This window comes from Kitasatospora sp. NPDC057198, from assembly GCF_042670125.1.
Classification (GTDB): Bacteria; Actinomycetota; Actinomycetes; order Streptomycetales; family Streptomycetaceae; genus Kitasatospora.
This window is the reverse complement of the sequence record NZ_JBHUWH010000531.1, coordinates 1-5,078: the sequence shown is the minus strand read 5'-3', so window position 1 is coordinate 5,078 and position 5,078 is coordinate 1. Positions and strand designations below refer to the sequence as shown.

Here is a 5,078-nt window from a genome sequence, read left to right as displayed (position 1 = left end):
GGCTCGGTGGGCCGCCGGGTTCGGGCGGCCGCCGGGGTCAGTCGGCGCGGTGGCTCTCGGGCGGGCCGAGGAGGCTGGGGCGCAGGCCGCCGGTGTCGATGACCAGGCGCTGGAGGACGACGGTGGGGTCGACCATCCAGAAGACCAGGCGGTGGGTGCCGGGTTCGGTGAGGGTGTGGACGGTGGCGCTGCGGCGGACGTTGTCGGAGGTGCCCAGGGCCCACTGGACGTTCATGGTGCCGGAGTCGGCGCCGCACTGGGTGACGGTCTCGACGGTCTGCGGGGGCTGGTCGTCGAAGGAGACGGCGTAGGCGGGTCCGCCCTTGGCGAGGGCGTCGTTGCGCGGGGAGAGGTGGGCCCAGACGGTGACCGGGCCGGTGGTGAACAGGGTCACCCGGTACTCCAGGCGCGGCCCGGACCCGCCGGGCGTCCGCCGGGGCGCGGTGACGGGGACGGGGGTCATGCCGCCGGTGGTGCGGCCGATGCCGGGGATCAGCCGCCAGGAGACGCCGTCCGCCGCGACGGCCCGGGTGTGGTGCTCGGCGTCGATGGCGACGTAGCCGTTGGCCTCGACGTGGCCGGCCGGGAGGTTCTTCGAAAGTTTCGGACGGTTGACCACCGCCGTGACGACGACCCGGGCGCCGTCCGGCCCGGTGACGGTGACGGGCACCTCGGTGCGGCCGTACGGGGCGCGGGCCCAGTCGACGGTGAGGACGACCCGCTGCTGCTTGTCGATCCGTCCGGCGGGGCGGTCCGCGGCGAGCCAGGGCGCGCCGGTGTCGACGCGGTAGTCGAAGGGCCGGGTGCCGCGGTTGAACACCTCGACGTACTGGGCGGGTTGGCTCTGGTAGGGGCTGAACTCGGGCAGTACGGCGGGGGTCTGCTCGTGCGGCCACCAGGCGGCGGAGCCGTCGATCGCGACGCCCAGTTCGGCGGTGTCGGGCAGTTCGATCCGGGTGACGGCGGGGAACAGCACGTCGGGCAGGGCGACGTTGTCCCGTTCGGGCTGCTGCCAGGGCGCGTTGGGGCCGTAGCGGTCGACGTCGCCGTAGTCGATGTGCGGCTGAGTCTGGAAGCCGTTCCACTTCCCGCCCGCGATCCGGGTGTTGAAGCGTTCGGCGAGCGCGAGGTCGTCGGCGAGCCGGGCCTCGGCGGTGGCGGCCAGGTCGTTGGTCAGGGCCCGGCCCTGCGGCGCGTAGTGCAGGTTGGTGAACTGGGCGGCGCGCAGCGCGTACAGGTTGGCGGTGGCGGCGACCTCGTAGCCGACCAGTTCGTACCAGGCGTCCTGGGCGGAGGCGGGCAGTCGGCGGCCGATCCGTTCGGCGTCCTGGGCGAGGGCCTGCCAGCGGGCGGTGACCGTCTCCAGCTCCCGGTAGTCGGTGAGCGAGAAGGGGGTGGCCCGGTCGTCGTAGCCGATCGCGGAGGGGTCGGTGGCCGGGTTCTTGGCCGGGTCGACGGTGATTTTGCGGTTGAGCAGTTCGGGCTTGCGGATCGACTGCAACTGCCCGTACTCGGAGAGGAGTTCGGCGATCTTCCGGGCCTGGGCCTCGCCGAAGTGCAGCCGGGCGTAGCCGGTCTCCCACTCGGTCAGCCGTTCCAGCGGCCAACTCGCGGGCTGCCAGGCGTAGTCGAGGAAGAACTGGGTGGGCAGTTCGTTGCCCTTGAGGTCGCCGACGTTGGTCACCCAGAGCGTGCGGTTGCCGTGCGCGTACGACTGGTCGAGCTGCTCCCACATGTTGGGCAGGCAGGTGGTGTCCACCCACTTGTAGTTGCGGCCGACGCCGACGTAGTCGAAGTGGTAGTAGAGGCCGTAGCCGCCGTCGCGGGCGCCCTCGGCGGGGTCGGGGAGCTTGCGGACGTTGCCCCAGTTGTCGTCGGTGAGCACCACGGTGACGTCCTCGGGCACCCGCAGGCCGCGGTCCCAGTACCGCTGGACCTCCTTGTAGAGCGTCCAGACCTGCGGGACGGCGGCCGGGTCGCGGCCGGTGACCTCGGCGAGGATCTCCCGCTGGGCGGCGATGATCTCCGTCATCAGCTCGATGCCGTCACCGTCGGGCAGGCCGACGTCCCCGTTGCCGCGCATGCCGAGGGTGACCACGCCCTCGAAGCCCTGCTCGGTCATCCGCCGCACGCCGTCCCGCCAGTACGCCTTCACCGCTTCGGCGTTGCGGCGGAACGACCACTCGCCGGTGCCGCCGTACGGGTCGTGGCCGGGGGTGGTGACGTTGCCCGCGGCGTCGCGGACGGCGGGGGTGGCGTGCCGGTTCCACTCCTCGATGCCGCGCATCATCGGGGCCTCGTGCGAGGTGCCCATCACGATGCCGTACGCGGTGGCGGTGGCGTGGTTGAGCGGGTCGTCCTCGGCGAAGGCGCGGCCCCAGACGGCGGGCCACAGGTAGTTGGCGCGCAGCCGCAGCAGCACCTCGAAGACCTTGGCGTAGAAGTCGGCGTTGAAGCCGCCGGGGAAGCCGGGCGCCTTGCCGGGGCCGAAGAACGCGGGCGCCCAGGTGCCGAGCGCCGGGTTCTCGTCGTTGATGAACACGCCCCGGTACTTCACCGCCGGGGTGCCCTGGGTGTGCCGGCCCGCCAGCGCGTACACCGCGTCGCGGCGCTGCGGGAGGACGTCGTCCCACCAGTACCAGGGTGAGACGCCCATGCCGCGGGAGGCGTCGTAGGCGCCGTAGATCGTGCCGCGCTGGTCGCTGCCGGCGATCACCAGGGCCCGGTCGACGCCGGGCAGCGGGTGCTCGACGACCGCCTGCAGGGAGGTCTCCCAGCGCCCGGCGATGCCGCTGACGTCGAGCCGTCCGGCGGCGACCAGGCCGTCGACCAGCGGGCTGCGGCCGAGGGTGCCGACGATCACCGCGGTGCGGCCGCGCGGGACGGTGTCCCGGACGACCGCGGGGCGGACGCCGGTGACCCGCTCCAGGTCGGCCGCGAGGTCGCCGACCACGCGCAGCACGCCGGGGTGGTCGGCGCCGCTGACCACGAGCGGGGCGGCCCGGCCGTCCTCCACCAGCGGCAGGCAGCCGGGCCGCGGGGTGAAGGAGATCCAGCCTCCCGGTTCGGTCGGCCGGGCGCCGCCGCCGGTCGCGTTCCCCCGCGCGGCGCCCTCGTCGCCGGCGGCGGCCCAGGCGTCGGCGCTCAGGCCGAGCACCCCGCCGAGCGGGGTGGCGGCGAGGCCCACTCCCAGGCCCAGCCCGAGGGCGGCCCGGCGTCCGGTGGTGAACTGCGGTGCTGGTCGGTGCATGGCGGCTCTCCCGAGAACGGAGGGTTTCGAAAATTTCGAAACAGTCTCTTTATGTTTCGGGGCCACCTTTGGGCACGACCCGGCCGAGGGTCAACCCCCCTGCACCGGGAATCTGCGGCGGAGAAGCGCGGACGAAAGTCGACGCGGCATCACGGCGTGCTCGTCGGACGCCCCGGAAAAGGAAGCTGACGCCGTGACGGCCGACAGGATCTCGGTGAAGCAAGCACCCCCGCGCTCCGCGGTCGTCCCCCGGCCGCCTCGGCCGACGAATCGGTAACGATTCCCGACATGACCGACTTACCGTCAGGTACCTCGATAGACCTGCCCCCTGCACACGATCACCACGCAGAGGACAGCCATGAACACCCAGGACCAGCAGCCCACCGCCTCCGGCCCGGCGTGGGCGCCACCGCCCCCGACCGCTGCGCCCGACCCTCAGCAGCCCGGCCACGTCGAACGGGGCGTCCCGAAGGCCGCGAAGATCGCGCTCGTCGTCCTGGGCGGTCTGGTCCTGGTGGCGGGCTTCGGCGCCGTCGTCGGCGACGGGAAGGACAGCGCCACCCGGGCCGTCCCCGGTCCCACCGTGACTGCGACGGTCACCGCGAGCCCCGCCCCGGCTGCGGCCACCGCGACCGTCACCGTCACCGCAACCGTCACCGTCACCGCCACGGTCACCCAGGCCGCCGCGGTCCCGGCCGAGCCGCCGGCGGAGGCGGCCGCGGCCCCGGGCGGCACCATCGCCGGCAACGGGACCTTCCTGGTCGGCGACGACGTCGAACCCGGCACCTACAAGACCGCGGGGCCCGGTGATCTCGGGATGTGCTACTGGGAACGGGCCAAGGACAGCAGCGGGGACTTCGAGTCGATCATCACCAACGAGACCCTGACCGGACAGGGCGTGGTCACCATCAAGAAGACCGACAAGGTGTTCAAGACCCAGGGCTGCCAGGAGTGGGTGAAGACCGGCTGAACCCCGCAGGCCCTGCCCGCAGGCCGAGCCGTGCACCGCTCGTCACGACTCGGCAACGCGCTGGGACACGGCCCGCGCGGGCCGGTGCGGTCGCGGCCCCACCCGTCCCGACGGCCACGTCCTGCGCCTCAGTCCTTCCGGCGGCGGGCCATCCGGACCAGCAGTACGACACCGACCAGGACCAGCACCGCGACCCCGATGATCAGGACCGGTCCGGCGGCCGACTCGGAGGCGGACGGGGCGATGTCAGCGAGCAGCACGGGAGTTCCTTTCGGCGGCGCCGGCCCCGGGAGCCATCCCGAGGACGAGCATCAGCAGGACGGGGAATTCGAGGTAGGCGTGGTAGCTCGCCACGGCCGCGTAGAGCGCCTTGCCCTGCGCGTAGTCGCTGGCGAACAGCACGGCGAGCGCGGCACCGGCCGCGGCACCGAACAGCCAGGCGCGGGGGCCGCGCAGCAGCGGCACCCGCCGGTCGAAGGAGGCCGCGGCGTCGGAGGCGTAGCGCGGCAGGAACCAGACCCACACCACGTAGTGCATGGTCTGGAGGAACGCGAACACCGCGACGAAGCGCAGCCCTGCCGGGGTGTGCAGCCAGGCGGGCGGCGTGTAGGCGGCGGCCAGCCGGTCGGTGGCGCTGGTGCCGGCCGCCAGCCAGCTGTCCAGCGCGCCGGAGAGCAGCAGCGCCGGAACCGCCAGCACCCAGGCGCACTGCACCGCGAGGAACGCCGCCCGGCCGCGCGGCAGCGTGCGCGACCACTCCCAGAGGAAGAGCAGCGGGACGAGGTTGTGCAGGTGCGTCAGCACCACGAAGTGGTAGTCGGGGAAGGCCAGCGAGGCCGCGGCGGCCCCGAGCAGGAC

At 73.3% G+C, this 5,078-nt stretch carries 3 protein-coding genes and 1 pseudogene; 1 reads left to right on the top strand and 3 read right to left on the bottom strand.

What is annotated here, in order from left to right:
• Positions 1-37 precede the first annotated feature (37 nt).
• Positions 38-3,250: a glycosyl hydrolase 115 family protein gene (locus ACFUEL_RS34810; protein WP_380241427.1), complete on the bottom strand. Its 3,213-nt coding sequence runs from the start codon at positions 3,248-3,250 to the stop codon at positions 38-40.
• Between the two features lie 358 nt (positions 3,251-3,608).
• Between ACFUEL_RS34810 and ACFUEL_RS34805 the strand changes: the two genes are divergently transcribed.
• Positions 3,609-4,220 carry a hypothetical protein gene (locus ACFUEL_RS34805; RefSeq protein WP_380241425.1) on the top strand — a complete coding sequence of 204 codons (612 nt, stop codon included), beginning with the start codon at positions 3,609-3,611 and terminating at the stop codon, positions 4,218-4,220.
• Between the two features lie 128 nt (positions 4,221-4,348).
• Here the strand turns inward: ACFUEL_RS34805 and ACFUEL_RS34800 are convergent, their stop codons facing one another.
• Positions 4,349-4,480 (bottom strand): hypothetical protein, encoded by a 132-nt coding sequence (locus ACFUEL_RS34800; RefSeq protein WP_380241423.1) that lies wholly within the window; start codon positions 4,478-4,480, stop codon positions 4,349-4,351.
• A pseudogene (locus ACFUEL_RS34795) lies at positions 4,467-5,078 on the bottom strand (hypothetical protein); the annotation flags it as partial. The pseudogene ACFUEL_RS34795 and the gene ACFUEL_RS34800, both read right to left, overlap by 14 nt.